General features: G+C 68.8%; 25 protein-coding genes. 14 read left to right on the top strand and 11 right to left on the bottom strand.

Going from position 1 to position 23,111, the window contains the following annotated elements; genetic code table 11:
- Nucleotides 1–11: 11 nt before the first annotated feature.
- The 3 genes from J2X20_RS03340 to J2X20_RS03330 all read left to right on the top strand — a co-directional run bounded on the left by J2X20_RS03340 (nucleotide 12) and on the right by J2X20_RS03330 (nucleotide 2,026).
- Complete coding sequence (locus tag J2X20_RS03340) at nucleotides 12–968, top strand: CsgG/HfaB family protein (protein WP_310260815.1); 957 nt, start codon at nucleotides 12–14, stop codon at nucleotides 966–968.
- A gap of 2 nt (nucleotides 969–970) precedes the next feature.
- Nucleotides 971–1,696, top strand: coding sequence for an SDR family oxidoreductase (locus J2X20_RS03335; protein ID WP_310260813.1), 726 nt, complete (start codon nucleotides 971–973; stop codon nucleotides 1,694–1,696).
- 63 nt (nucleotides 1,697–1,759) lie between these two features.
- On the top strand, nucleotides 1,760–2,026 hold the full coding sequence (locus J2X20_RS03330; protein ID WP_310260810.1) for a hypothetical protein: 267 nt from the start codon (nucleotides 1,760–1,762) through the stop codon (nucleotides 2,024–2,026).
- Nucleotide 2,027: 1 nt separating this feature from the next.
- Here J2X20_RS03330 and J2X20_RS03325 read toward each other — a convergent pair whose 3' ends face one another.
- From J2X20_RS03325 to J2X20_RS03310, 4 genes are read right to left on the bottom strand one after another with little or no spacing between them, the layout of a single operon-like run.
- Nucleotides 2,028–2,711, bottom strand: a complete 684-nt coding sequence (locus J2X20_RS03325; RefSeq protein ID WP_310260808.1) for a DUF3047 domain-containing protein — start codon at nucleotides 2,709–2,711, stop codon at nucleotides 2,028–2,030.
- A complete protein-coding gene (gene rsgA, locus J2X20_RS03320; protein ID WP_310260805.1) occupies nucleotides 2,708–3,610 on the bottom strand; it encodes a ribosome small subunit-dependent GTPase A in 903 nt (300 codons plus the stop codon). The genes J2X20_RS03325 and rsgA overlap by 4 nt, the downstream gene beginning before the upstream one ends.
- Entirely contained in the window at nucleotides 3,607–3,942 is a 336-nt protein-coding gene (locus J2X20_RS03315) for a 4a-hydroxytetrahydrobiopterin dehydratase (protein ID WP_310260801.1), read from the bottom strand. Before J2X20_RS03315 ends, rsgA begins: the two co-directional genes overlap by 4 nt.
- Nucleotides 3,939–5,210 (bottom strand): M48 family metallopeptidase, encoded by a 1,272-nt coding sequence (locus J2X20_RS03310; protein WP_310260798.1) that lies wholly within the window; start codon nucleotides 5,208–5,210, stop codon nucleotides 3,939–3,941. Before J2X20_RS03310 ends, J2X20_RS03315 begins: the two co-directional genes overlap by 4 nt.
- Nucleotides 5,211–5,259: 49 nt before the next feature.
- Between J2X20_RS03310 and orn the strand changes: the two genes are divergently transcribed.
- The 3 genes from orn to J2X20_RS03295 all read left to right on the top strand — a co-directional run bounded on the left by orn (nucleotide 5,260) and on the right by J2X20_RS03295 (nucleotide 8,187).
- Nucleotides 5,260–5,820: an oligoribonuclease gene (orn, locus tag J2X20_RS03305; RefSeq protein WP_310260796.1), complete on the top strand. Its 561-nt coding sequence runs from the start codon at nucleotides 5,260–5,262 to the stop codon at nucleotides 5,818–5,820.
- A 230-nt stretch (nucleotides 5,821–6,050) separates the two neighbouring features.
- The gene (locus J2X20_RS03300) at nucleotides 6,051–6,422 is read left to right on the top strand and encodes a hypothetical protein (protein WP_310260794.1); all 372 of its coding nucleotides are present in this window, start codon (nucleotides 6,051–6,053) and stop codon (nucleotides 6,420–6,422) included.
- A gap of 10 nt (nucleotides 6,423–6,432) precedes the next feature.
- On the top strand, nucleotides 6,433–8,187 hold the full coding sequence (locus tag J2X20_RS03295; protein WP_310260792.1) for a chorismate-binding protein: 1,755 nt from the start codon (nucleotides 6,433–6,435) through the stop codon (nucleotides 8,185–8,187).
- Here J2X20_RS03295 and J2X20_RS03290 read toward each other — a convergent pair.
- Complete coding sequence (locus tag J2X20_RS03290) at nucleotides 8,167–8,709, bottom strand: DUF2087 domain-containing protein (RefSeq protein ID WP_310260790.1); 543 nt, start codon at nucleotides 8,707–8,709, stop codon at nucleotides 8,167–8,169. The genes J2X20_RS03295 and J2X20_RS03290 overlap by 21 nt on opposite strands.
- A gap of 514 nt (nucleotides 8,710–9,223) precedes the next feature.
- Between J2X20_RS03290 and J2X20_RS03285 the strand changes: the two genes are divergently transcribed.
- Nucleotides 9,224–10,912, top strand: coding sequence for a DEAD/DEAH box helicase (locus J2X20_RS03285; protein WP_310260788.1), 1,689 nt, complete (start codon nucleotides 9,224–9,226; stop codon nucleotides 10,910–10,912).
- Between the two features lie 64 nt (nucleotides 10,913–10,976).
- Nucleotides 10,977–11,573, top strand: a complete 597-nt coding sequence (locus J2X20_RS03280; RefSeq protein ID WP_310260786.1) for a cold shock and DUF1294 domain-containing protein — start codon at nucleotides 10,977–10,979, stop codon at nucleotides 11,571–11,573.
- Here J2X20_RS03280 and J2X20_RS03275 read toward each other — a convergent pair.
- The 5 genes from J2X20_RS03275 to J2X20_RS03255 form a co-directional block, all read right to left on the bottom strand.
- Nucleotides 11,551–12,228: a hypothetical protein gene (locus J2X20_RS03275; protein ID WP_310260784.1), complete on the bottom strand. Its 678-nt coding sequence runs from the start codon at nucleotides 12,226–12,228 to the stop codon at nucleotides 11,551–11,553. The genes J2X20_RS03280 and J2X20_RS03275 overlap by 23 nt on opposite strands.
- Complete coding sequence (locus tag J2X20_RS03270; RefSeq protein ID WP_310260782.1) at nucleotides 12,225–12,773, bottom strand: MerR family transcriptional regulator; 549 nt, start codon at nucleotides 12,771–12,773, stop codon at nucleotides 12,225–12,227. Before J2X20_RS03270 ends, J2X20_RS03275 begins: the two co-directional genes overlap by 4 nt.
- Nucleotides 12,770–13,138, bottom strand: a complete 369-nt coding sequence (locus J2X20_RS03265) for a hypothetical protein (RefSeq protein WP_310260780.1) — start codon at nucleotides 13,136–13,138, stop codon at nucleotides 12,770–12,772. The genes J2X20_RS03270 and J2X20_RS03265 overlap by 4 nt, the downstream gene beginning before the upstream one ends.
- Nucleotides 13,139–13,197: 59 nt before the next feature.
- On the bottom strand, nucleotides 13,198–13,998 hold the full coding sequence (locus tag J2X20_RS03260) for a DODA-type extradiol aromatic ring-opening family dioxygenase (protein ID WP_310260778.1): 801 nt from the start codon (nucleotides 13,996–13,998) through the stop codon (nucleotides 13,198–13,200).
- Between the two features lie 77 nt (nucleotides 13,999–14,075).
- Nucleotides 14,076–14,945 carry a PEP-CTERM sorting domain-containing protein gene (locus J2X20_RS03255; protein ID WP_310260776.1) on the bottom strand — a complete coding sequence of 290 codons (870 nt, stop codon included), beginning with the start codon at nucleotides 14,943–14,945 and terminating at the stop codon, nucleotides 14,076–14,078.
- 166 nt (nucleotides 14,946–15,111) lie between these two features.
- On the opposite strand from J2X20_RS03255, the gene J2X20_RS03250 reads away from it, so the two are divergent.
- From J2X20_RS03250 to map, 6 genes are read left to right on the top strand one after another with little or no spacing between them, the layout of a single operon-like run.
- On the top strand, nucleotides 15,112–16,413 hold the full coding sequence (locus tag J2X20_RS03250) for a hypothetical protein (protein ID WP_310260774.1): 1,302 nt from the start codon (nucleotides 15,112–15,114) through the stop codon (nucleotides 16,411–16,413).
- A complete protein-coding gene (locus tag J2X20_RS03245) occupies nucleotides 16,410–17,096 on the top strand; it encodes a hypothetical protein (protein WP_310260772.1) in 687 nt (228 codons plus the stop codon). The genes J2X20_RS03250 and J2X20_RS03245 overlap by 4 nt, the downstream gene beginning before the upstream one ends.
- Nucleotides 17,096–19,912 (top strand): ATP-binding protein, encoded by a 2,817-nt coding sequence (locus J2X20_RS03240; RefSeq protein ID WP_310260770.1) that lies wholly within the window; start codon nucleotides 17,096–17,098, stop codon nucleotides 19,910–19,912. The genes J2X20_RS03245 and J2X20_RS03240 overlap by 1 nt, the downstream gene beginning before the upstream one ends.
- Nucleotides 19,905–20,348 carry an acyl-CoA thioesterase gene (locus J2X20_RS03235; protein WP_310260769.1) on the top strand — a complete coding sequence of 148 codons (444 nt, stop codon included), beginning with the start codon at nucleotides 19,905–19,907 and terminating at the stop codon, nucleotides 20,346–20,348. The genes J2X20_RS03240 and J2X20_RS03235 overlap by 8 nt, the downstream gene beginning before the upstream one ends.
- A 36-nt stretch (nucleotides 20,349–20,384) precedes the next feature.
- Nucleotides 20,385–20,633: a ParD-like family protein gene (locus J2X20_RS03230; RefSeq protein WP_310260767.1), complete on the top strand. Its 249-nt coding sequence runs from the start codon at nucleotides 20,385–20,387 to the stop codon at nucleotides 20,631–20,633.
- Nucleotides 20,630–21,427 carry a type I methionyl aminopeptidase gene (gene map / locus J2X20_RS03225; RefSeq protein ID WP_310260765.1) on the top strand — a complete coding sequence of 266 codons (798 nt, stop codon included), beginning with the start codon at nucleotides 20,630–20,632 and terminating at the stop codon, nucleotides 21,425–21,427. Before J2X20_RS03230 ends, map begins: the two co-directional genes overlap by 4 nt.
- Here map and J2X20_RS03220 read toward each other — a convergent pair.
- Complete coding sequence (locus tag J2X20_RS03220) at nucleotides 21,424–23,052, bottom strand: peroxidase family protein (RefSeq protein ID WP_310260763.1); 1,629 nt, start codon at nucleotides 23,050–23,052, stop codon at nucleotides 21,424–21,426. The genes map and J2X20_RS03220 overlap by 4 nt on opposite strands.
- Nucleotides 23,053–23,111: the final 59 nt, after the last annotated feature.

The following is a 23,111-nucleotide window of genomic DNA, read 5'->3' as shown; positions in this document are numbered from 1 at the left end:
CGAGGTTCACGATGAAGAACAAGATTCCCAGCATGGCCGTGCTGGCTCTGGCCGCGATGGCCGCCCAGGCCCAGGAGGCGGGCTCCAATGTCGAGAAGTGCCCCAAGAAGCTTGGCGTGCTGGCCGTGGCCGAGCCCCAGCATGGCTGGAACCACCTGTCGCATTACGGCCTGGGCTCGCCCGCATCGCTGCTGCGCATGATGGTGCAGCAGTCGGGCTGCTTCGACGTCGTCGAGCGCGGCGTGGCCATGCAGAACCTGCAGCAGGAGCGCAACCTCGCCGCGGCCGGCGAGATGCGCCAGGAATCGAATATCGGCAAGGGCCAGATGCAGGCGGCCGACTTCGTCATGACGCCCAATGTGCTGGTCGCTGCCAACAATACGGGCGGCGTCGGCGGTGCCTTGGGCGGCCTGCTCGGCGGCAAGCTGGGCGCCATCAGCTCGATTGCCGGCGGCCTGAAGTTCAAGGAAGCCAGCACCAGCCTGCTGATCGCCGACGTGCGCTCCAGCATCCAGGTCGCCGCTGCCGAAGGCAAGGCCACCAAGACCGACTTCTCCATCGGCGGTTGGGGCTATGGCGGTGGCCTGGTCGGTGCCGCAGGCGGCTACACCAGCACGCCCGAGGGCAAGCTCATCGCGGCCAGCCTGCTCGACAACTACAACAAGATCGTGCTGACCATCCGCGACCAGCAAAGCCTGATCCGCACCGGCAGCGCCGCGGGCGATGCCAACGCCGGCGCTTCCACGCAGGCCGGCGCGCCCGTCCCGGCCGGCCAGATGCTGGTGGCCAAGATCTCCAATGTGAAGGCCTATGCCGCGCCGTCGCGCGACGCCAAGGTGGTCGCCACGCTGAACCGCAGCGACGAACTGGTCGCCACCGGTGAGGTCAAGGACGGCTTCGTCAAGGTCGATGCAGCCAACTTCAGCGGCTGGGTGCAGCGCAGCCTGGTCTCGCCCACCGGTCGTTGACGATGAAGGTCGCCCTCGTCACCGGGGCCGGCTCCGGCATCGGCCGGGCCGTGGCCCGCGCGCTGGCTGCCGAGGGCTGGACGCTGGCGCTGATGGGTCGCCGGGCCGATGCCCTGCGCGAGACCCTGCCTGACGCCTTGGCGCTGCCGACCGATGTCTGCGACGAGGGCCAGGTCGATGCGGCCTTTGCGACGCTGCGCGAGCGCTTCGGCCGGCTGGACCTGCTGTTCAACAACGCCGGCATCGGCGCGCCGCCGGTACCCATCGACGAGCTGACGGTGGCGCAGTGGCGGGCCGTCGTCGATACCAACTTGACCGGCAGCTTCCTCTGTGCCCGTGGGGCCTTCGCGCTGATGAAGGCTCAGTCGCCGCGTGGCGGCCGCATCATCAACAACGGCTCCATCTCGGCCCACGCGCCGCGGCCTTTCTCGGCGCCCTACACGGCCACCAAGCACGCCATCACGGGCCTGACCAAGTCGCTGAGCCTGGACGGCCGCGCTTTTGACATTGCGGCAGGCCAGATCGACATCGGCAATGCAGCCACCGAGATGACCGAGAAGATGGCGCGTGGCGTGCCCCAGGCCAACGGCAGCCTGGCGGTGGAGCCGCGCATGGACGTCGAGGACGTGGCCCGCGCCGTCGTCTACATGGCCGGCCTGCCGCTGTCGGCCAATGTGCAGACCATGACGGTGATGGCAACGACCATGCCGTTTGTCGGGCGGGGCTGAGACAGGAACCTGAGGTGACGATCGTCACAGTCCCCGCCGGCGGCCAGCGTTCAGAATAGAGCCATGTCGTTGTTCCGTACGCTTGTGCGCCTGCTGATGATCGCCGCTGGCGCCCTCATCGGTCTGGGCCTTTTCCTGATCGCCGTGCTGGTCTTCCTGGCCTTTTTGATCGTCAGCCTGCTGACCGGCCGCAAGCCCAATCTGCAGTTTCGCGTCAACAAGAACCCCTGGGCCCAGCGCCGCCAACCGGCGGGGGACGTGGTCGACGTCGAGGCGCGTGAAGTGCCGGACGCCGCGCCCCTGTCGCTGCGCTCGCCCGAGCAGCACTGAGCTACTTCAGCTCGACGGGCCCGTACCAGGTGCGGGCCGATGCCCGGCTGTTGTCGCTGTCGGTCATGACCGCCATTGAGGTCAGCGGCCCCGGCGCTTCGCCGAAGGCCAGGCGGAAGTCCTCGGCCAGGTTGCGTCGGTGGTCGCGCCAGCGGCGCAGTTCGGCGGGGCCGGAGTCGACGACGATCTTGCGGATGCGGTCGCTGCGCGGGTTGATGACGACGGTGCCCACCGGCAGCTTGCTGTCCCAGACATACATCAGCGTCGCGTAGGGCGGCAGCTCGCCGGTCAGGGCCTGGGCCAGCTCGAACTTCATGCGGGTGCGCAGCGGCAGCCTGTCGATGTCGCCGGCGAAGCCGAAGATGACGCGGGCGACGGCATCCTCATGGTCGATGTCGGCCACATTGGCCCCGGCGATCAGGCTCTGGGTCCACCAGGAAAAGCTGACCTCGCTGACGCTCGCGAGCGCCGGATCCAGGCGCTTGCGCCAGATGCTGGCCGAGCGTTCTGCGGAGGCCTCCAGGGCTTGGCGGCCGTCCTTCTCGGTCCAGTGATAGATCGTGGGCTTCTTGCCCGGCAGGGCCAGCGGCTGCCACCCTTCAGCGGTTGCGGGCGGCGGTGGGCTGGGCGTGGCGCAGGCCGCGAGCAGAGCCGCTGCGCAAAGAGTCAGTAAGGTGGTCTTCACCAGGTCTTGCGTTGGAGTTCTTCGAGGATTTCGCCATATATGCGGTATCGGCTGGCGCTGATCAAGCCCGCCTCGACCGCTGCGCGCACGCCGCAGCCGGGTTCGTGAATATGTGAACAGTTGGCGAAGCGGCAGTCGGCATGCTCGCGCAGATCGGGCATGAAACGCCACAGGTCGGCGGCAGCGATCTGGCGCAGGCCGAACTCCTGGAAGCCGGGCGAGTCGATCAGCGCCGTCGTGCGCGTCTCGTCGGTCCAGTACCACTGCGTCGTCGTCGTCGTGTGGCGGCCGGAGTTCAGGGCCTGGGAGATCTCGCCGACCTGGGCCTGGGCGTCCTTCACCAGCAGATTGATCAACGTGCTCTTGCCCGTGCCGCTGGGGCCGAGCACGAAGGTGCGTTGATCGGCCAGCCAGGGGTCTAGCGTCGCGCGCGAGCCTTCGCGGTCGGCCTTCAGCGCGACCTCGAACATCTTCAGGCCCATGGCGCGGTAGGGCGCCAGGCGCTCGCGGGCCGAATCGGTGCCGGGCAGGTCGGTCTTGTTCAGCGCGATGGCCATGCGGATGCCGGCGGACTCGGCGGCGATCAGCGATCGCGCCAGCTGGCTTTCGCTGAAGACGGGCTCGACGGCCACCAGCACCAGCAGCTGGTCGAGGTTGGCCGCGAAGCTCTTGGTCTTCCACTCGTCCTGGCGGAACAGCAGATTGCGTCGCGGCTCGACGGCCTCGATGACGCCTTCGTCGCCAGACTCGGCGAAGCGCACCTGGTCGCCGACGACCGCGTCGCTCTTCTTGCCGCGCGGATGGCAGACGAAGCGCTTGCCGTCCGCATCCTCGACGATGTAGTGGCGGCCATGGCCGCGCACGACCAGTCCCAGGTCCAGCGCCTGGAACTTGCTCATGTAGCGGTCGCTTCGGGCAAGGCGCTCACTTGTGCCGCGCAGATGGCGTCGTTCAATGTCAGCCCGCCGCGCGAATGCGTCGTGTAGCTGATGGTGCAGGCGTCGTAGCTGACCAGCATGTCGGGATGGTGATCCTGGGCATGGGCGATCTCGGCGACCGCGTCGACGAAGGCCATGGTCTGGTAGAAGTTCTCGAAGCCGAAGCGGCGGCCGATGACCTTGTTGTCGGCGTCTGGCTGCCAGCCGGGCAGGGCGGCCAGCACGCGGGCGCGCGTGTCGGCATCCATCAAGGGCGCCTTGGGGTCACATTGGGCCAGGAGCAGGTCGTTCATGCGGCGAGTGCGGCAAGCCTCTCAGCGGCCGGGGGGTGGGAGTAGTAGAAGCGGGCGTAGACCGGATCGGGCGTCAGCGTGCCCGCATTGTCCTCGTGCAGCTTGAGCAGGGCCGACGACAGGTCGGCGCCACTGGCCTGGGCGCGGGCATAGGCATCGGCCTGGAACTCGTCGCGGCGTGAGAAATGACTGGCCAGCGGCGTGACAAAGAAGCCGAACACCGGGCCGGCGAGCAGGAAGAGGATCAGCGCCAGCGCGTCGTTGGGCGCGCCGAGATTGGGCTGGGCACCCAGGCCCAGGTAGAAAGCCGGCTGCTGCATCAGCCAGCCCAGCAGCGCAAAGCCGGCCAGGCTCATGGCAAACATCAACACGATGCGCTTGGTGATGTGCCTGTGCTTGAAGTGGCCCAGCTCATGCGCCAGCACCGCTTCCACCTCGCCGCCGTTGAGCTTGGACAGCAGGGTGTCGAAGAAGACGACGCGCTTGGCCGGGCCGAAGCCGCTGAAATAGGCATTGCCATGGGCGGAGCGGCGGCTGCCGTCCATGACGAAAAGGCCCTTGGCCGCGAAGCCGCAGCGTGCCATCAGCTGCTCGACGCGTTCCTTCAGCGCCAGGTCGGTCAGCGGTTCGAACTTGTTGAACAGCGGCGCGATGACGGTCGGGTAGATGACCATGACAAGCAGGTTGAAGCCCATCCAGGCGCCCCAGGCCCACAGCCACCAGCGCGGGCCCATGGCGCCCATCAGCCACAGGATGAGGGCCAGGATGGGCAGGCCCAGCAGCACGCCGACGCCCAGGCCTTTGGCCATGTCGACGAAAAAGAGCTTGAGCGTGGTGCGGTTGAAGCCGAAGGCCTGCTCGATGCGAAAGGTGGACCACAGCTCCCAGGGCAGGTCCAGCAGCGAGCCGATCAGCACGAAGACGGCGACCAGGCCAAGCTGATAGCCCATGGGCTGCCAGCCTTCGGGCAGGGCGCCGCTGGCGGCCAGCACCCAGCCGTTCAGCGCGTTCAGCCCGCCGAGCAGCGTCCAGCCCAGCAGCACGGCGGCATTGAAGGCCAGGGCCAGCAGGCCGAAGCGGGAGCGGGCGATGGTGTAGTCGGCCGCCTTCTGGTGGGCCGCCAGCGTGACGCTGCCGGCAAAGGCCGGCGGCACCTGGCCGCGGTGGGCGGCCACATGGCGGATCTGCCGCGAGGACAGCCAGAACTTGACGAGGGTCGAGGCCGCGAGCGCGAGCGCAAATGCGGCGGACAGGAGCAGGGGAGACATGGGCAAATTTTAGGCTGCGAGAATTCGCCATCCTCAGAGTGAGCCCACCATGTCCGACACCCTTGCCCTCAGCGAAAACAACCTGATCTGGATCGACCTCGAAATGACGGGGCTCTACCCCGACACCGACCGCATCATCGAGATTGCCGTCGTCGTGACCGATGCCAACCTCGAGAAACGCGTCGAAGGCCCGGTTTTTGCCGTGCACCAGACCGACGAGACGCTGGACAAGATGGACGCCTGGAACAAGGGCACCCATGGCAAGAGCGGCCTCATCGACCGCGTCAAGGCTTCGACCGTCTCCGAAGCCGAGGCCGCCGCCCAGACCATCGCCTTCCTGAAGCAATACGTGCCCAAGGGCAAGAGCCCCATGGCCGGCAACAGCATCTGCCAGGACCGCCGCTTCCTCGCCAACTACATGCCGGAGCTGGAGAGCTTCTTCCACTACCGCAACCTGGACGTGTCCACGCTGAAGGAGCTCGCCAAGCGCTGGAAGCCCGCCGCGCTGGAGGGTTTCAAGAAGGCCCAGGCCCACACGGCCCTGGCCGACATCCATGAGTCCATCGACGAACTGGTGCACTACCGCACCCACTTCCTGAACCTGGCATGACGCAGCCCCTCGCCCAGGCTCGCCCCGCCGGACGCGGGCGATCCCGGTCGGTCTTGCAGACCGCGCTACGGCAGGCGCCGCAGCTCTTCGGCAGGCACATGCCGCCCACTGGGCGCCATGTGTCCGGCCTCAGCCCCCGAGGGGACGGCGATGCTCACGGCTTCGAGCCGCGAGCACATCGCCTGAGCGGGCCGGCTAGGGAGCGGCCCGGCGCTCGGCCCGGAGGCGCCATGGTTCTTTTGTTGGCGTTGTTCGCCGGCGGCAGCCGTGCCGTAGAACTGGCAGCCAGCGCGCCGCGCCTGGTGCAGAAGGTCGTACGCAGCACCGACACGCGTCGCGACTGGGAGCTGGCCTATACCTTGAGCGACCGCAAGCTCAGCCTGCGCTGCGTGAAGTCCATGACTGGCCGCTGCGGCGTGCGCCTCGTCGACGCGCCGCGCGCCGATGCGCCTGAGGCCGAACTGCACGTCGAGTGGATAGGCGTGCCGGCGGGCAGCACGGTGGATCGCACGATCCAGGGCAAGGCCTATGCGCTGTGCTTCCGACCCGACGTGGGCGACGACAAGGCCTGCGAGCCGCTGTCCGCGTTGACCGCTTTCTAAGCCCGGCCGCGTGCTGCACGCCGCCTTTGATTTCCCCCGCCACCCGCTGGCCCGCGAGGACGGCGAGCGACTGCGCGGCTGTTGGAGTGCGCCGCCGTCGCGCTGGTTGCGCGCGACACGGCTGGACGAGGTGTCCGCCGTCATCTCGCAAGCCGAGGTTGCCGCGCGGGCCGGCGCCTGGGTGCTGGGCGGCCTGCGCTACGAGGCGGCTGCCGCCTTCGACAAGGCCCTGGCCACGCAGGCGGCTACTGCGCCCCTGGCCGAATTCGCCGTCTACGAGACGGCACCCGAGCCCTGGCCCGAACTGCCTCAGGCCTACACCGGCTTGCTGGGCTGGCAGGACACCGAGCCCGATGCGACGGCTGCCATCGAGGGCATCCGGGACTACATCCGCGACGGCGACTGCTACCAGATCAATCTGACGACGCGGCTGCGTGCCACGGCGGGCACTCTCGACCCCGAGCAACTCTTCCTCGCCCTGCATGCCAGCCAGCCCGGCGGCTTCAGCCTGTTTCTGCGCGAGGCCGGCGCGGCCAGCGTGTCGCCCGAGCTCTTCTTCGACTGGCGCCCCGTGCCCGGCGCCAAGGCCAGCTGGCTGCTGGCCGCCCAGCCCATGAAGGGCACGGCACCGCGGGGGCGCGACCGTGTCGACGACGAGGCCGCCCAGCAGCATCTGCGCACCAGCGAGAAGGAAAGGGCCGAGAACCTGATGATCGTCGACCTGCTGCGCAACGACCTGAGCCGCGTCGCCCAGCTCGGTACGGTGCGGGTGCCGCGGCTGTTCGAGCTGCATGCGTTGCCGACGGTCTGGCAGATGACATCGACGGTGACGGCGGTCAGCCGCAGCGGGCTGACGCTGGCCGATGCTTTCGCGGCGCTCTTCCCCTGCGGTTCGGTGACCGGCGCGCCCAAGGTCAGGGCCATGCAGATCATCCGCGAGCTGGAGCCCACGGCACGGGGCTGGTATTGCGGCGCGCTGGGCCTGATCCAGCCCGGCGGCGTGGCCAGCTTCAATGTGCCCATCCGCACCGTCGAGTTTCATGAGGACGCGCTGACCTGCGGCGTCGGCAGCGCCATCACGCTGGACAGCGAACCCGCTGCCGAGATTGCCGAGTGGCGAGCCAAGTCGCGCTTCCTGGCGCGCGCCGAGGCACCCGTCGAGGCCCTGGAGACGCTGCGCCTGGAGGCCGGCGCGGCGCTGCGCGGCGACGCCCATCTGGCCCGCATGCAGCGCACGGCGCGCCACTTCGGCCTGCGCTTCTCGCTGGCCGAGGCACGGGCGTACCTGAAGGCGGTTGCCGCCGAAAAGCCGCAGGGCAACTGGCGGCTGCGCCTGACCTGCGACGCCGAAGGGCGCCTGGGTCACACGCTGAGCGCTTTGACGCCGACGGCCGAACCCGTGCGCCTGGCGCTGGCGGATCGGCACATCCCGACGCGAGGCCCGCGCGCCGAATACCTGGCCCACAAGACGACGCGGCGCGAGCTGTATGCCTTCACCAAGCCCGCCGACGCCTTCGACGTCATCCTCTGGAACGAGGCCGGCGAGCTGACCGAGTGCAGCTTCGGCAATCTCGCCTTGCAAATAGCCGGCCAATGGCTGACGCCGCCACTGGCCGCCGGCCTGCTGCCCGGCGTGCTGCGCGGCGAGTTGCTGGCCCAGGGCCGCATCCGCGAGGCGCGCCTCACCCGCGAAGACCTGGCCCGCGCTTCGGGCCTGGCCTTCTTCAACAGCCTGCGCGGCTGGCTAGCTGCCGAGCTGGCGTAGCGCCCGCATCAGCGCCATCGCATCCTCGCCCGGGCGTGCGGGCAGCTTGGTGTAGACCGAGCTGTCCGGCGTGCGGGCCATCAGCTTCTGCGTGATGAGGTCGCGGCGCAGCGTGCAGTAGTCGCCGAAGCTGTGCCAGGCGGTCAGGATCTCGTTGACCTCGCGTTCGCGGTAGGGCCGCTTGGCGTCGAAGCGCATCCACAGGCCCCACAGCGCCATCAATTGCAGCGAGCGCTTGACGGGCAGGCGCGTCAGCCGGCCCCGATCGTCGAAGAGGCGCAGCGTGCGCTTCACGATGTCGCTCAGTTCGGTGGCCGGCACGGGCGGCTTGGGCAGGGGTGCGGGCGCCGCCCGCGCCTTCAGTGCCTGCAGATTGCGATGTCCGGCCGCACGGGCCAGCATGTTCAGCAGGGTCTGGTGGCCGGGCGGCTGCGGCAGCTCATGCTTGAGCAACTGGGCGCGCAGCGACTTGGCGAAGGCGGACAGATCGTCCACGACGAGGGGCAGGGATTCACGGGCCATGGTGGCACTCCATGCGCACGCCATACGAGAGGCTGGGCTTGCCGACTTGCAGCCAGGGCGCACGCGAGGGGTCCACGTGAACGAAGGCGTTGGTTTGGCAGGTTCAGCTCGCGGTGGTTGCCGCGCGGCAAGGCCTGGGTGTTCTGCCGACCCGGGCCAAGAGTGTGCCAGACCGCACACCCGTGCCTGCGGGGTGGCTTCCGTGAAAACCCTGATCCGTGCTACAGTCGCGGCTTCGCTCGGCTTACCCCGAGCTTCGTACGTCTCCTCTGACCTCGTTCGGCCCACAGTTCTTGTGGCTTCTCGAACACCCCTCGTGGATCGGTCGGCGGCGATGAAGCCGTCGCTTTGACTGTTCCCCCGTGCCGCACCCGGCGTTGCGCCCGCAACCCGAGCCGCCCGACACGAGCTTTCTCCCAGCGACTTTGACTGCTGAACGGCATGGTCTGTTCAGCGCCCGCATGCCCGCTTTTCACTGCGGCACGGACGGGCTTTTGACTGAAAGAAGTAAGACATGAGTTTCGAGAACCTGGGCCTGAGCGAAGTGGTCCTGAAGGCCGTGAAGGATTCCGGCTATGAGAACGCCACCGACGTGCAAGGGCTGGCCATCCCCGCAGCCATCGCCAACAAGGACCTGATGGTCTCGGCGCGCACCGGCTCCGGCAAGACCGCCGCCTTCATCCTGCCCGCGCTGGAGAAGATCCTGGCCGCCCGCGGCGACGACAGCAAGCGTCGCGAGAAGGGCAAGATCTACGGCCCCAAGATCCTGGTGCTGGCGCCCACCCGTGAACTGGCCATGCAGGTTGCCAAGGCCGCACAAACCTACGGCCGCTTCATTCCCGGCCTGAAGGTCGCGACGGTGCTGGGCGGCATGCCCTATCCGCTGCAGATCCGCCAGCTGACCGGCCCGCTGGACATCCTCATCGCGACCCCTGGCCGCCTGATCGACCACATCCAGTCCGGCAAGTGCGTGCTGGGCAACGTCGAGATGCTGGTGCTGGACGAAGCCGACCGCATGCTGGACATGGGTTTCATCGACGACATCACGATGATTGCAGGCAACACGCCCGTCGAGCGTCAGACGGTGATGTTCAGCGCCACGTTCGCCGGCCACGTCGGCCGTCTCGCACAGAGTCTGCTGAAGGATCCGCAGCGCATCGAGGTTGCGTCGCATACCGACACGCACGAGAACATCGAGCAGCGCCTGCACTGGGCCGACAACCCCCATCACAAGGACCAGCTGCTGGAGTCCATCCTGGCCCAGCCGGAACTGGACCAGGCCGTCGTCTTCACCAGCACCCAGCGCGACGCCGACTGGCTGGCCGACCGCCTGGCCGAGCTCGGCCACGCCGTCGCCCCCCTGCACGGTGCCATGCCCCAGGGCAAGCGCAATCGCGTGCTGATGGGCCTGCGCCGTGGTGACCTGAAGGTGCTGGTGGCCACCGACGTCGCCGCCCGCGGCATCGACGTGCCCACCATCAGCCACGTCATCAACTACGGCCTGCCGATGAAGGCCGAGGACTATGTGCACCGCATCGGCCGCACCGGCCGCGCCGGCCGCCAGGGCCTGGCCATCACGCTGGGCCTGCGCGACGACGTGTCCATGATCCGCCGCATCCAGCAGTTCACGACGCAGACGATTCCGGTCCAGCACATCGCCGGCCTGGAGCCCAAGACGCAAGAGCCGCGCATCTTCCCGCCTCGCCCGGCCGGTTCCTTTGACGACCGTGGCCCGCGTGGCAACTTCGGTGGCCGTCCCGGCTTCGGCAACAAGCCCTTCCGTCGCGAAGACGGCGGCCGCCCCTTCCATGGTGGCGGCAAGCCCTTCAATCACGGGAATGGCGGCCAGGACCGCGGCTTTGCGCCGCGTGACGACCGTGGCTTCGCTCCGCGTGGCGAGCAGCGTGGCTTTGCGCCGCGTGGTGATGCCCCGGCCTTCCAGCCGCGCGACGAACGTGGCTTCCAGCCGCGTGAGAACCGCGGCTTCCAGCCCCGTGAAGACCGCGGCTTCGCGCCGCGCGAGGACCGTGGCTTCCAACCCCGTGAGGATCGCGGTTTCCAGCCCCGTGAAGATCGTGGCTTTGCGCCGCGTGGCGAGCAGCGCCCCTTCCAGCCGGGTGCCAAGCCCAGCTTCGGCGCCAAGCCGGCTTTCGGCGACCGCCGTCCGCCGAGCGGCCCGCGCAAGGGTGGCTTCGGCCGCTGACACCGCGGCGGCTTCGGCCGCCCGGCGATGATGGAGGGCCCGCTGTGCGGGCCCTTTTTTCATGATGAGTTCAAACGACAGGCAAACCGGCACCCTTGTCCAATGGGACGACGCCAAGGGCTATGGCTTCATCGCTCCCGACGGCGGCGCGGCCCGCCTCTTCGTCCACATCCAGGCCTTTGCGGCCCGCGCGCAGCGGCCGGTGGTGGGGGAGCGCCTGAGTTTTGCGGCCGGACGCGATGCCCAGGGCAAACCTCGAGCCCTGGCCGTGCGGCCCGTCAAGGCGCCACCTGCGCCCGCCGCACCGCGTGACCGCGGACGGGTGCTGTTGCTGGTGCCGGCCTTCGCGGGCTTTGTGCTCACCGTGCACCTGCTGTGGGGCGTGCCCAACTGGCTCTGGGGCCTGTATTCCGCCATGAGCATGGCGACCTTCATCGTCTATGCCCTGGACAAGCGGGCGGCCCGGCGCGGCGACTGGCGCGTGGGCGAGAACACCCTGCATGCGTTGTCCCTGGCCTGCGGCTGGCCGGGCGCTCTGCTGGCCCAGCAAACGCTGCGGCACAAGAGCGTCAAGCCGGCCTTCCGGCGTGTTTACTGGCTGACGGTGGCCGTCAACATCGCGGCCTTCACCGCGGTTTTCACGCCGCTGCTGAAAAGCTGAATTCGCCCAGGCCCTCGATGGCCAGCCTGCCCAGGGCCGGGCCGGCCAGCGGATGCAGGCCGCCCCAGGCGCCGGTCGTCACGACGGTGCCGGCAGCGATGCTGGCGCCGTTTCGCGTGGCATGGCGGAACCACGCGGGCAGCACGCCGGCCGGCTGGTTCAGCGAGTGGCCGCCGCGGCGCACGATGTCGGGCTGGCCGGGCAGGGTCAACCGCCATTCGAGCTGGGACCAGTCCAGCTCGCGATAGGGCCGCCAGGGCCCGAGCAGCAGGCCGGCATTGGACTGGTGGTCAGCCATGCGCAGCAAGGCGGGGGCGTCCAGGCCTTCCTGCCAGCGCGAGGCGACCAGTTCGATGGCGATGCACATGGCTTCGGGCGCACCGCTCGAGTCAACCCGCAGCGCCACTTCGGCCTCGACGCCCAGCAGTGATTTGCCCGCCACCGGGTTCACCGGCGAATGGCTGAACGGCCCCTGGGCGCTGGCGCCGCCGGACTTCCAGCGCTCGAAGCGCCAGCTCAGGGCCTGGGCGACGCCGTCCTGCACGGCATAGGCATCGGCCTCGTCGCGCACGGCGTCGGCCCAGTCGGCGGCTTTCAGGCGGCTGCCGTCGCGGTGACAGGCGGCGAGCCGTTCGATCAGTGCGGTCTTGTTCATGCCCGCAGTGTCGCGGACGTGGCTGCATGGCGAATCGCGGCCACTTCCTTGGCCGACAAGCCGAGCGACTTCAGGAAAGCCTGGTGCTGCTCAGGGGCGGCCGCCTCGAAGCCGGCGTGCCAGCGCTGCATGTCGTCGTCGCTGAAGCCGGCTTGGCGCAGCAGCGCCACCCAGTCGGCCTTGCCGCGGGCGCGGCGCAGTGCGTGGAACTCCGGCATGGCGAGCAGGCGCGCCAGTTCCTGCTGCTGCTCGCGTAGGCGCTGCACCTCGTCGCTGAGCGCGAGCAGGCGCTGCTCCAGCAGATGGGCAGGACCCTCGGCATGAGGTCGTGACAGCAGATGCTGGATGGCTTCGAGCGACAGGCCGGCCTCGCGATAGCGGCGGATGGCCTGCAGCCGCTGCACCTCGGCCTCGCCATAGAGGCGGTAGCCGCTCTCGCTGCGCGCCAGAGGCTTCAGCAGCCCCAGGGCTTCATAGTGCAGCAGGGAGGAGCGCGCCAGGCCGGTGGCGCGCGCCAGGCGGCCCAGGGTCAGCTGCGGGCTCATGCGGGCAGGGGCATCAGGTCGGGTGGTTGGAAGCGCAGGCGAGCTTCGGGCGTGGCCAGCAGTGTCGGCGAATAGTGGCGGGCCAGCAGACCGCGCGCGTTGTCCACCAAGGCGGCATCGTTGGGACCGCGAGCCGCCATCAGCCTCAGCAGCGCCTCGGTGATGGTGCGGTGGAACTTGGCGTGGGCGCCATGGTGAGTTGCAAAGCGGGTGATGTCGGCGCAGGTGCGCTCGATGGCGACCTCCAGTGACGCGGTTTGCAGATGCAGCCAGCCCAGGCGCAGATGCTGGCGGTGGCCAAAGTCGCTGGCGGGCAGCGAGCCGTCGGCTACAGCGGCGAGGAATTGGGCGTCGTCGAGGTTCATGGCGTCTCCAGATGGAAGGCCATGAGCCTCAGGGTGACGGCAGCCGTCAGGTCAAGCGCTCATCCGAAGCGGAAGCTGGACGCAGTCACGCCGCCGAGAAATTCGGTCTCGTGATAGTTGCACGTGGCCGTGTCGCCTTCGGCCGCGCCGGCGGCGACCATCAAGGGCAGCAGATGCTCTTCGCGCGGATGGGCCAGGCGGGCGGCGGGCGCCTGGGCCCATGCCAGCAGGCGCTCGGCGCGGCCCTCCGGCGCGGGCAGGGCGTCTTGCAGCCAGGCGTCGAAGGCCACCGAAGGCTCGCGGCCGGCCTCGCCGTAGAGGCGCAGATTGTGGAAGCTGAAGCCGCTGCCGAGGATGAGCACGCCTTCGTCGCGCAGCGGCGCCAGGGCCCGGCCCAGGGCGAGATGCTCGGCAGGGTTCAGGCCGCGCTTCAGCGACAACTGCACGACCGGCACATCGGCGTCCGGATACATGGGCACCAGGGTGCAGAAGGCACCATGGTCGAAGCCGCGCTTTTCATCCCGTGCGGCGGGCAGGCCAGAGGCCTGGATCAGTGCAACGACGCGCTCGGCCAGCACCGGGTCACCTGGAGCCGGGTAGACGACCTCGTAGGTGTGGGCCGGGAAGCCGCCGTAGTCGTAGAGCATGCCCGGCGCCGGCGAGGTCATCACCGTGAAGGCGGCCTCCTCCCAGTGGGCCGAGATCATCAGGATGGCCTTCGGTCTCGCCGGCAGCGTGGCCGGCAGGGCTTGCAGCGAGGCCTCGAGCTGGGCGTGGGCGCGACGGTAGTCGCCGTCCATGAAGGGCCAGGGGCCGCCGCCATGGGACAGGAAGAAGGTGGGCAGGCGATGGTTTTGCATGCCCCAAGACTAGGCCCGCTGGTGCGGGCCTGGTTTCAGCCGGCTTGACGCCGGCATTCGCAAAAGTCGAACGACGCTCAGACGGCGCGGCGGCGGCGGGCCGTCAGTGCTGCGCCACCCGCCAGGGCCAGCAGGGCCAGGCTGGCCGGCTCGGGCAGGCGTCCCGGGTCGGTGGTGATGGAGGTGTCGTTGGCCAGGCGCCAGTTCAGGATGTCGTGGTTCTCGTAGCCCGAGCCGGTGGCGGCGGTGAAGCCGACGAAGGCGTCGTTGGTGCCCAGGGCCGCGGCGATGTCGATGTCGTAGTTGGTGATCAGCTGGATCAGGGCCGAGCCGGCTTCCTGCACGCTGACGTTGAGCTTCTTGGTCGTGCCGTCGTAGTTGATGAAGGCCGACCAGATCTTGCCGTTGCTCATGCAGCCGGTGGCGCCGTAGTTGGCGAACTCGCAGCTGCTGATGCCGTAGGGGCTGACCGGGGCCAGGCTGGCCAGCGAGCCGTTGACGTCGATGCCGACGTGGTTGCTGCCGCCGACCTCGCCGTTGTTGTAGGTGTCGAACTCGATGGCGACGCTGTTGGCGACGCCGGCATAGCCCAGGCCACCACCCAGGCCGCCGAGGCCTGCCGTGGCCTTGGAGACGACGAAGGTGAAGCCATCGGCCGGGTCGATGCCGGCCGCCTCGCTCATGCGGAACTGGAAGGTGGTGCTGAAGGTCGCGCCGGAACCCAGGGAGATGGCGGTCGTGCTGTAGCCGGCGCCACCGGTAGCGAAGGTCGAGGGCGTCAACCGCAGGTCGCCGCCAGCGGTGGGGCTGGTCGCGCCCACGCAGGTCAGCGTGTTGCCACAGGCGGTGAGGAAGTTGGCGTAGTCGATGACAACGGCCGCCTGCGCTTGCGGCGCGAGGGTGGAGAGGGCCAGGGCGGCAGTGGCGAACAAGGCGCGTTGGATCATTTCTGCTCTCCTCCGGGTTATGGGTGTCAGTGATGCAAGTTCGATGCCATTGCCCCGCTGACATGGGGGCCGGCACCGTGCCGGGGCATGCCGCCGCCTCAGGCTGTCAAAGCCCTCGACACCCCCTAATTTGGCGGCTTCCGGGCCCGTCGATAATCCGCGCCCCATGTTGACCGCACCCCAGGACTCCGACGACTCGCTGCGCCCCGACCGCGTCGAGGACTATTTCCGCGACGGCGCCGCGCCGGTGGAGGCCCTGCTGTGGTGGCAGCTGGAGCGCCAGGACGCCCTGCAGATCGCCTTGCGGGCGCTGTTCCAGGGCCCGGCCGGCCTGACGCGGCTGCGGCTGTGGGTGTTCTTCGAGCTGATGGCCCTGCGCGAGTCACGCCTGACCCGCGAGGCGCTGAACCAGGCCTTCCACGTGCTGCGCGACGAGGTGCTGGACAGCGCGCTGAAGCGCCTGCGCGAGGCCGACCTGCTGTCCTGGGACGCCACCTCCCAGACCTATGCCGTCACGCCGCTGGCCCAGCAGCTCGTCGGCCTGCTGCAGCCGCTGACCCAGGAGCAGGCGCCCGACGGCGACCTGGCTTCACTGTTGGCCGGCGTGGCCGGTGCCCACCAGCTCGGCACCCTGCAGCCCGCCCAGCTGCAGCATCTGCTGGCCCAGCTGTCGCGCCTGTATGACGAATTTGCCGACGCCATCGCCAGCGGCAGCGAGTTCGCCCTGCGCCGCGCCCGCACCCGCTTCGAGAAGGCGCTGACCCTGGTGGACCGCGCCGGCGAGGCCCTGGGGGCCATCATTGCCCAGGCCGAATCGGCCGGCGAGGCCCGGCTGGAGCGCCTGGCCCGCGAGCTGGGCCTGGCCCAGGCGCGCCTCTTGGCCATGGCCAGCCAGTTCAACCGGGCTTTGCAGCAGGCGGACCGTCAGCGCGTCACGCTGGGCTCCACTGGCATCACCACGACCGACGTGCGCCGCTGGCTGCAGAGCCAGGGCGACCTGGCCGCGCTGCTCAATGGCGCCTGGGAGCGGCCGGTGCATCCGGTGCTCGTGGCCCAGCGCGACCTCGTCGACACCGCCGAAGCCGAATTCGAGCGCGACCGGCCCAAGCCTGCCGAGGCCGCCGCGCTGCCCCAAGGCCAGGCCGCGCCGACCGGCGAGCTGGCCGTCATGCAATTGCCGCCCGACATGGACCAGATGCAGGCCCTGCTGACCGCCTGGGCCGGCGATCCCGTCGAGCGCGACCTGACGCCCGCCATCCTGGGCGGCAGCTATGCCCGCGCCGCCTACCGTGCCCAGTTGCTGCCGCTGCTGGGCGACGCCCAGGCGCGCCACCTCAAGGGTGCCACCGGCGACATGGCCCGCCAGCCCTGGAGCGTGCGCTGGTCGGCCGAGCAAGGCCCCGTCGACGACGAGTTCGTCAAATGGATGAGCCGCGGCGTCCTCACCCCTGAATCCTCTTCCCAATGAGCCCTCTCGACGACTCGCAGCAACTCGCCGCGCAACTGCTGGCCCGCCGCTGGCTGCCGCGCAGCCACCCCTTGGTGCGCCGCGCGCTGATCGATACCGAGCTGTGGACACAGCTCGGCGCCCGCCTGGCCGGCGTTGGCCTGCAGCTGGTGGACAACGTGCACGCCGACCATATCTCGGTGGCCCTGCTGCGCCCGGCCGAGAGCGCCGTCTTCGGCGAAACGGGCCTGGCCGCCAACAACAACCTCGACCTGCCGCGCGACGGCGTGGCCCTGCTCGTCGTGCTGTGGAGCCTCATCGTGCTGCCCAAGCGCCAGCGCCAGGTGGCACGCAGCGATGCCATCCATGCCGGCCAGGGCGAGTTCTTCGCCACCGACAAGCCCATGCCCCAGGCGGCGAGCGTCGCGCCGCTGATCAGCTACCGCAGCCTGCTGGCCGACTTCGGCGACCAGCTCGGCAAGAAGCTGCGCCTAGACACCAACCTCAAGCTGCTGGAGCGCCACGGCTTCGTCACGCGCCGCGGCGAAGACATTGCCGAAGGCCCGCTGCTGGACCTGCTGATCGACTACGACCTGCTGGCGCCGCGCATCCTCGATGGCGCCCTGGGCGACGTGATGGCCCGCGCCGGCCACCCGCTGCCGCGCCCCGTTGAAGAAGCCGAACAACAAGAACTCGACGACTGATGTTCCACCTGCAATCGCTTGAACTGCTGCACTGGGACTACTGCCAGCGCGTCACGCTGCCGCTGGACGGCGCCATCATCACCATCGCCGGTCCCAACGGCTCGGGCAAGACCACGCTGCTGGACGCCATGCGCACCCTGCTGGGCCTGGAATGCTCGGGCGGCCGCACCTACAAGACCTATGCCCGCCATGCCAACGCCGAGACGGCCTGGCTGCGCGCCCTGGTGGACAACCGCCCGCGCTCGCGTCAGAACAGCAGCCGGCCCTTCGCCTCGTCGCTGCTGTATGCCGACCAGGTGACGCTGGCCTGCCGCATCGAGCGCCATGGCGGCGACTGGGTGAGGCGCTACGTCATCCTCGATGGCGTGCACGAGATCGAGCAACTGGCCGAGAAGGGCGACCGCGACTGGCTGGGCATCGAGGCCTGGAAGAAGCGTCTCGAAGCCGCCGGCCTGACGCGCGCTATCGGCCGCGTACTGGCGTTGGAGCAGGGCCAGACCGATCGCCTCTGCGAGCTGTCGCCGAAGGAATTGCTGCGTCTGGTCTTCGAGGTCTTTGGCGACCAGGAGGTGCTGGACCGCTACGAGCAGGCGCGCAGCCACCAGCAGCAGCTGGGCAAGGAAGTCGAGCAGGCCGGTGCGGAGCTGGCTCATACACAAGCTCAGCTCAGCGACCTGGCCAACCGCGTCAACAGTCATCGCCAGTACCAGCTCAAGATCCAGGAACGCGAGCGCCTGGCCACCGAGGTGCTGCCCGTGCTGCGCTGGAGCGAGGCCCGCGAGCGCATCACCCGTGATGCGCGCGAGCTGCACCGCCAGCGCCTGTTCGCCTCGGGCGATGTGAAGGCGCTGAGCGAGAAGCGCGCAGCCCTGCATGGCCTGTTCACGGCGCAGGAAGCGGCCAAGGAAAGGCTGAAGGCGCTCGATGGCGAACGCCGCGAGGCCCGTGCCGCTTTCGACGCGGCCCGCGAGGCCGAGCGGCCCGCCGAGGCCCTGGTCAAGCGCGAGGACGAGCTGAAGGCCCTGGCCGACGTGGAAGCCGATGCCGCCGCGCTGACGGCCAAGATGCAGGAGCTGGCGTCCGAGCGCGAGCGCCTGCGCGCCGACTACACCCGCGCCAGCGACAAGGCCTCGCGCGCCCAGGCCCAGCTCGGCGAGCTGAGCGGCAAGCGGCTGCCGCCGCCGCCGCCGGAGGTCGCGCCGATGAAGCGGGCCCTGGACGATGCCGGCATCGCCCATTACCTGGTGGCCGACAGCATCGACATCGCCGACGAGACCTGGCGCGCCGCTGCCGAAGGTTTATTGCGCCCGTCGCGCTGGGTGGTCGTGCTCAAGCATCGCAGCGACGAAGGTCGCGCCTTCGACATTGCGGCGAAGCAGCGCTACCGCCACTACGTCGTCGCCGACACCCAGGCTGCAGGTCAGGCGCCGGCCGGCTCGCTGCTGGCGGCGCTGAACGTCAGCGCGCCGCTGCCGACCTGGCTGGTGCGCCAGCTGGGCGCCATCCGCTGCGTCACATCGACGGAAGAGGGCGCCAAGACGAGTGGCGAATGGATCACGACGGACGCCTACTACCGCGATGGCCGCGGCGGCCGCAGCGTCTTCGTCGAGCCGCGCGACCACCAGTTCGGTGCCTCGGCCGTCGACTCGCGCCGCGGCGCTTTGGAAGCCGAGCTCGCCCGCTGGGACGGCGAGCTGAGCCGCATCGCCAAGGCCCAGGCCGAGGTCGAACGCCAGTTCAAGGACGTGCAGCGCGCCGCTGTGGGGCACAAGGCGGCCCAGGAATTGAGCGAGCGTGCCGACGAGTTCGCCGAGGCACGCTCACGCCTGCCGGTACTGCGCCAGGCCCGCGCCGAGGCGTCCACGCGCATGAGCACGCTGGACAGCGAGCACGACCGCGTCGTGCGCGAGTCCACGCGCAGCGAGCAGGCCTACGAAGGCGCCCAGATCGCGCTGAAGGACGGCGAGGGTTCGGCCGCCGGCCGTCTGCGCGAGCACGAAGCCAGGCGCGAGGCGCTGCGCAAGGCGTCCCGCGAGTCGCGTGCACAGAAGGCCCAGTTTCCCAAGTCCTGGGTCACGCCGGCTGCACTCGCCGCCGCACGCAATGAGTTCGAGAACGCCCGCCAGGCCGAGATCCGCGCCCATCATGTGGACCAGGAGCTGGAAGGCGGCCATTGGGAGGTGGACGCCAGCGTCGTCGAGCGCCATGCCCGCATGGCCGCCCAGGTGCATGAGCAGGACAGCCAGCTCAGCGACCGCCGCGCCAGCAACGAGATGGCGCGCATCGCGGCCTTCAATGCCCGCGAGCGCTATATCGACGTGCTGCGTGCCACGGTGCGCCGCTACAAGAAGAACGTCGCCGAGCTGGGTGAACTGGCCGGCACGACGGCCGAGGCCGTGCTGCCGCATCTGGACAACGACGACACCGTGCTTGCCCAGGCCGGCCTGCAGGTCAAGTTCAACTTCGACGGCAAGGGCGAGGTCGGGCTCAACGACGGCGAGGCCTCCGGCGGCCAGCAGGTGCTGAAGAGCCTGATCCTGCTGGTCGGCCTGATGAAGGATGACGAGACGCCCGGCGGCTTCGTCTTCATCGACGAGCCCTTCGCCCACCTGGACGTGCGCAACATCCAGCTCGTCGGCCACTTCCTGCGCTCGACCCGCGCCCAATACCTGCTGACGACGCCGATCACGCACAACGTCGAGGTCTTCGAGCCCAGCGAGATCACGCTGGTGACGAGCAAGAAGCCGCGCGGCGAGCGCTGGGCGCCGCCGATTGCCGTGCTGGCGCGCCGGCCGGAAGTCTCGGCCTATGAATGACTGGGATCACCCGTCGCCGTTCACGCTGGCGCTGACGCCCCAGCCGAGCGACATCGACGGGCTGGCCCACACCAACAACGCCGTCTACGTGCAGTGGTGCGAGCAGGCGGGCTGGGCGCACTCCGAGGCGCTAGGGCTGTCGCTGGACGACTACCGGCGCCTGGACCGCGCCATGGCCATCCGCGAAGGCCACTACGACTATCTGCTGCCGTCGGTCGAAGGCGAGGCCCTGGTGCTGGGCACCTGGCTGACGTCCAGCGACGGCAAGCTGACGATGGAGCGGCGCTTCCAGCTGCGTCGCGCCAGCGACGGGGTGACGCTGATGCGCGGGCGCTGGGCGCTGATCTGCATCGAGATCAGCAGCGGCAAACCCCGGCGCATGCCGCCCGAGTTCCTGAGCGCCTACGAAGCGGTGCTGGTTTTCCAACCCGGGTGATATACGTTTCGTATACGAAGCGTATATAGTCGCGGCATGGGAATCGTCAAAATCTCCGATCCGATGCACGAGAGCCTGCGCGTTGCGAGCCAGGCCTTGTCGCGTTCCATCAATGCCCAGGCCGAGCACTGGATGCGCATCGGCATGCTGGCCGAGCTGCATCCGCAGCTGAGCCACAGCGAGATCTGCCAGCTGCTGATCCGCGCCGAGCAGGAGGGCGGGCTGGATCTGGCGCGCCTGGCCGGCTGGACTCAGCCTGCGAAGGCCAAGGGGGCGCGGGCATGAAGAGCCTGAAACTGCGCACGCCCGACGAGGTGGCCAAGGCCCGCGAGGCCGGGCATCTGATCGCCGAGGTGCTGGCCATGCTCAAGCCCCACGTCGTGCCCGGCGTGTCGACCGAGGAGCTGGACGCCATCTGCCATGACTACATCGTGGGCACGCTGAAGTGCATCCCGTCCAACGTCGGCTATCACGGCTACCCCAAGACGGCCTGCATCTCGCCCAACCATGTCGTCTGCCATGGCATCCCGTCCAAGGACAAGAAGCTGAAGAAGGGCGACATCGTCAATGTCGACGTGACCCTGACCAAGGACGGCTGGTTCGGCGACAGCAGCCGCATGTTCATCGTCGGCGAGGCCAATGTGCTGGCGCGCCGGCTCGTCATGACGACCTATGAGGCCCTGCGCGCCGGCATCCGCCAGGTGCGCCCGGGCGCGACGTTGGGGGACGTGGGCCACGCCATCCAGAAGGTGGCGCATGCGGCCGGCTTCAGCGTCGTGCGCGAGTACGGCGGCCATGGTATCGGCGACGTGTATCACGACGATCCCCATGTCAATCACTTCGGCCGCCCCGGCGAGGGGCTGAAGTTGCAGGAGGGCATGATCTTCACGATCGAGCCCATGATCAACGCCGGCGGCGCCGCCATCCGCGAGCTGAACGATGGCTGGACGGTGGTGACGCGCGACCACTCGCTGTCGGCCCAGTGGGAGCATATGGTGGCCGTCACCAAGGACGGCTTCGAGATCCTGACGCCGTGGCCGGATGGTCTTGGCGACTATCCGGCCATCGCGGACGCCTAGGGCGCGTCAACCCACTGCGTCAAGGCCAGCATGTCCAGGCTGGCCGGCAGGCCCAGCAGCTCTTCCGAGGGGTTCCAGCGCGGCATCTGGAACAGATAGCTGTAGTGGTCGTTCCAGGCCAGGCCGATCAGCGTCTCGGCGACGATGCGGCTGCCCACCTCGCCGAGGTGGTGGCCGTGATGCATGATCTCCGCCTCCTTGAGGATGTAGTACCAAAGCGGCGCCGCGCCGGCCAGCCAGCGCTTGTTCTCGGGCTTGTCGAAGAAGGCCTTGCCCTCGTCCCAGGGCACGAGGTTTTCGCCCTCGTTGCGAACGGTCCAGAGCTGCTTGTCGCTCAGCACCTTGGCCGGTGCCACGCCGATCATGCGGGCAACGCTCTGACCCGAGGGCAAGCCCATGCTGACGCCACGCTGCAGGTTGCGGAAGGCCAGCGAAGCGAACGGGGACCCCGATTTCTCGAATTCCGGCAGTTTGCCGAGCGGGTCCACCAGGAAGGCGTCGATGCGGTAGCTGGGCTGGGGGATCTGTTTCTGACCTTGGGGATGCTTGTTGGGCGTGCCGAAGAAGAAGTTCCAGTCGAGACCCCATGACGGCGGGAGGCCCTCGCCAAAGCCTGTCATCGAATCGGTCGGCTGGCGCGGAGGCGCCGAGAAGATCGGGATGCGGCCAAAGGGCTTGCCCTTGAACGTGGCGGTTCCCTTGAGCACGATGTCGTTCAGCGAATAGCTCGGCCGCACCATGGAGTGGCCGAAGCGATAGGCCGCCACCGAGAACTCCACCGGGATATAGGCCGTGCCGCCATGGGGATGGAAGAACTGCAGCCGCGGTTCGCGCTGCCCCGGGGCCGGCATCAGCGCATTGACGACGGCGGGATCGCAGACCTTGGGCAGGAAGTCGTGCAGCACGATCCACTGATAGCACCAGCGCACGATGCGCTGGGCCTCGTTGAAACGGGCACCTTCCTCGCCGGGCTGGAAGCTTGACGCGATCTTGTCGTAGACCTTGTTGTGGAACTTCAGGAACAACGCCTGGATCTGCGTCACGATCTTGTTTTCATCGTTGCGCTTGTCGCCGATCAGCGCGGTGTTGTCCAAGGTCCGCTGGAGGTCGGGGCGGTCCATGCCGTTGACGCCGACATTGGGGCCCAGGATGAATTTGACGTGGTCGTCCTTGGCATACAGATAGGGCTGGTCGGCCGGCCCGCGGCCGTAGAGGCAGTCCAGATCCAGTCTCGGCGTGCGGAAGTCCTCCAGCGCGTCCGGGTCGTTCATGCGCTGCAGCGACGACGCCGGATCGAAGGTGATGTCGTGGTCGATGAACTGGCCGAGATAGGTGTAGCCGGCAGCGATCCTGGGGTTTTCGTCGTCAGGCTCCGGGATGTCGATCGGCGCGTCGGGCGTGTCGTTCGGAAATTTGTGGTCGTCGACGTTTTCGTCGAACTCCGACGTCACCATCAGTCCGGCCAGCGTGGTCAGCGTTGCGCGCAACGCGGCGTCCTGGGCCGGGGTTTGCGGCAAGGCGGCAGGTGGCAACCAGCGGAACATCCGCCCGAACTTGGCGGTTCCCACGCTGGACTGCCCCGTGCTTTCCAGGCCGCGCAGCGGCCGCGATCCATGTCCTGCCATCGTCTTCTCCCTGAGCATGCATTGCGTTGTGCAACTAGCGCAATGTGCGTGCAGAGGGC

The sequence above is a fragment of the Roseateles saccharophilus genome, assembly GCF_031458095.1.
Classification (GTDB): Bacteria; Pseudomonadota; Gammaproteobacteria; order Burkholderiales; family Burkholderiaceae_C; genus Pelomonas; species Pelomonas saccharophila_A.
Note: the sequence above shows the minus strand (reverse complement) of the source record. Positions and strands in the feature narration are given on the sequence as shown.

What these genes read in the sequence shown, in the direction of transcription:
- J2X20_RS03340 (WP_310260815.1), top strand. Translation starts at nt 12, where the DNA reads ATGAAGAACAAGATTCCCAGCATGGCCGTGCTGGCTCTGGCCGCGATG.
- J2X20_RS03335 (WP_310260813.1), top strand. Translation starts at nt 971, where the DNA reads ATGAAGGTCGCCCTCGTCACCGGGGCCGGCTCCGGCATCGGCCGGGCC.
- J2X20_RS03330 (WP_310260810.1), top strand. Translation starts at nt 1,760, where the DNA reads ATGTCGTTGTTCCGTACGCTTGTGCGCCTGCTGATGATCGCCGCTGGC.
- rsgA (WP_310260805.1), bottom strand. Translation starts at nt 3,610, where the DNA reads ATGAGCAAGTTCCAGGCGCTGGACCTGGGACTGGTCGTGCGCGGCCAT.
- J2X20_RS03315 (WP_310260801.1), bottom strand. Translation starts at nt 3,942, where the DNA reads ATGAACGACCTGCTCCTGGCCCAATGTGACCCCAAGGCGCCCTTGATG.
- J2X20_RS03310 (WP_310260798.1), bottom strand. Translation starts at nt 5,210, where the DNA reads ATGTCTCCCCTGCTCCTGTCCGCCGCATTTGCGCTCGCGCTCGCGGCC.
- orn (WP_310260796.1), top strand. Translation starts at nt 5,260, where the DNA reads ATGTCCGACACCCTTGCCCTCAGCGAAAACAACCTGATCTGGATCGAC.
- J2X20_RS03300 (WP_310260794.1), top strand. Translation starts at nt 6,051, where the DNA reads ATGGTTCTTTTGTTGGCGTTGTTCGCCGGCGGCAGCCGTGCCGTAGAA.
- J2X20_RS03290 (WP_310260790.1), bottom strand. Translation starts at nt 8,709, where the DNA reads ATGGCCCGTGAATCCCTGCCCCTCGTCGTGGACGATCTGTCCGCCTTC.
- J2X20_RS03285 (WP_310260788.1), top strand. Translation starts at nt 9,224, where the DNA reads ATGAGTTTCGAGAACCTGGGCCTGAGCGAAGTGGTCCTGAAGGCCGTG.
- J2X20_RS03280 (WP_310260786.1), top strand. Translation starts at nt 10,977, where the DNA reads ATGAGTTCAAACGACAGGCAAACCGGCACCCTTGTCCAATGGGACGAC.
- J2X20_RS03275 (WP_310260784.1), bottom strand. Translation starts at nt 12,228, where the DNA reads ATGAACAAGACCGCACTGATCGAACGGCTCGCCGCCTGTCACCGCGAC.
- J2X20_RS03270 (WP_310260782.1), bottom strand. Translation starts at nt 12,773, where the DNA reads ATGAGCCCGCAGCTGACCCTGGGCCGCCTGGCGCGCGCCACCGGCCTG.
- J2X20_RS03265 (WP_310260780.1), bottom strand. Translation starts at nt 13,138, where the DNA reads ATGAACCTCGACGACGCCCAATTCCTCGCCGCTGTAGCCGACGGCTCG.
- J2X20_RS03260 (WP_310260778.1), bottom strand. Translation starts at nt 13,998, where the DNA reads ATGCAAAACCATCGCCTGCCCACCTTCTTCCTGTCCCATGGCGGCGGC.
- J2X20_RS03255 (WP_310260776.1), bottom strand. Translation starts at nt 14,945, where the DNA reads ATGATCCAACGCGCCTTGTTCGCCACTGCCGCCCTGGCCCTCTCCACC.
- J2X20_RS03250 (WP_310260774.1), top strand. Translation starts at nt 15,112, where the DNA reads ATGTTGACCGCACCCCAGGACTCCGACGACTCGCTGCGCCCCGACCGC.
- J2X20_RS03245 (WP_310260772.1), top strand. Translation starts at nt 16,410, where the DNA reads ATGAGCCCTCTCGACGACTCGCAGCAACTCGCCGCGCAACTGCTGGCC.
- J2X20_RS03240 (WP_310260770.1), top strand. Translation starts at nt 17,096, where the DNA reads ATGTTCCACCTGCAATCGCTTGAACTGCTGCACTGGGACTACTGCCAG.
- J2X20_RS03235 (WP_310260769.1), top strand. Translation starts at nt 19,905, where the DNA reads ATGAATGACTGGGATCACCCGTCGCCGTTCACGCTGGCGCTGACGCCC.
- J2X20_RS03230 (WP_310260767.1), top strand. Translation starts at nt 20,385, where the DNA reads ATGGGAATCGTCAAAATCTCCGATCCGATGCACGAGAGCCTGCGCGTT.
- map (WP_310260765.1), top strand. Translation starts at nt 20,630, where the DNA reads ATGAAGAGCCTGAAACTGCGCACGCCCGACGAGGTGGCCAAGGCCCGC.
- J2X20_RS03220 (WP_310260763.1), bottom strand. Translation starts at nt 23,052, where the DNA reads ATGGCAGGACATGGATCGCGGCCGCTGCGCGGCCTGGAAAGCACGGGG.